2 protein-coding genes are annotated in these 1,292 nt (G+C 74.0%); both read left to right on the top strand.

What is annotated here, in order from left to right; translation table 11 throughout:
• Positions 1-974, top strand: a 974-nt coding sequence (locus H5J30_RS33885) for a peptidoglycan-binding domain-containing protein (RefSeq protein WP_181791630.1), incomplete at its 5' end; no start/stop codon positions are given.
• Positions 971-1,292 (top strand): ATP-binding cassette domain-containing protein (locus H5J30_RS33880; RefSeq protein ID WP_181791628.1); only part of this gene is annotated, 322 nt, incomplete at its 3' end. The genes H5J30_RS33885 and H5J30_RS33880, both read left to right, overlap by 4 nt.

Raw genomic sequence — 1,292 nt, 5'->3', positions numbered from 1 at the left:
GCAGCCTCGGCTACGGGCCCGCCACCGCCGTCCGGGCCGCCGCCCCCGCCCCACCCGCGACCGGCTCCGGAGCAGCCTCCCCCGAAGACGCGCAGAGTGACGGAGCCTCCGAAGCCGGCAGCGGCGTCGTGACCTGGCTGCCGGACGCGGGCGACGTCGTCGAGCGAGGCGCGGCCGTCTACAGCATCGACGAGGCCAGGGTGCCGCTGCTGTACGGCTCGACCCCCCTCTACCGCACGCTCGACGTGGGAGCGGAGGGCAAGGACGTCCAGATGCTCGAAGCCAACCTCGCCGCGCTCGGCCACTCCGGCTTCACCGCCGACGACACGTACACCGACGGCACCGCGAGCGCCGTCGAGAGCTGGCAGGAAGACCTCGGCCGCGAGCAGACCGGCACCGTCGCCACCGGAGACGCCGTCGTCGCCGCCGGGGCCAGGCGGATCGCCGACGTCCAGGCCGTACGCGGCAGCGCGCCCTCCGGGGACATCCTGACCTGGACCGGCACCGAGCGGATCGTCACCGTGGACCTGGAGGTGCAGTACGAGGACCTGGTCGACGAGGGCACCGGGGCGGCCGTCGAACTGCCCGACGGCACCACCGTGGACGCCGAGGTCACCGACGTGGGCACCGCGGCCGCCGCCGAGCCCTCCGACAGCGGCGGAGGCGACCCGGGATCCGGTGCCGGCACGGAGGCCACCTTGCCGGTCACCCTGGCGGTCGGCAAGCAGAAGAAACTGGGCCGCTACGAGGCCGCACCCGTCGACGTCACCGTCACCGCCGAGACCCGCGAGGACGTACTCGCCGTGCCGATCAACGCCCTGGTGGCGCTGCGGGAGGGCGGCTACGCGCTGGAGACGGTCGGCGCCAAGGGCATCGCGTACGTACCCGTCGAACTGGGCATCTTCGCCGGCGGCATGGTCGAGGTCGCCGGCGACGGCGTCACCGCCGGCATGGTCGTGGGAGTCCCGAAGTGACCGATGCGCACCACCCCCCTGCCACCCCGGTCCTGGAGCTGCGCGGCGTGTCCAAGGCGTACGCGGACGTGCACGCCCTGACCGGTGCCCACGTGACCGTGGGCCGCGGTGAACTGCTCGCCGTCGTCGGCCCGTCCGGCTCCGGCAAGTCCACCCTGCTCCACATCATGGGCACCCTCACCCGCCCCACCACCGGCGCCGTCCGCGTCGACGGCCACGACATCGACGAGCTGACCGACCGGGAGCTGTCGGCCCTGCGGGCCCGCACCATCGGCTTCGTCTTCCAGCAGTTCCACCTCGCCCCGGGGGTACGGGCGC

This window comes from Streptomyces phytophilus (assembly GCF_013870535.1).
Classification (GTDB): Bacteria; Actinomycetota; Actinomycetes; order Streptomycetales; family Streptomycetaceae; genus Streptomyces; species Streptomyces phytophilus.
Note: the sequence above shows the minus strand (reverse complement) of the source record. Positions and strands in the feature narration are given on the sequence as shown.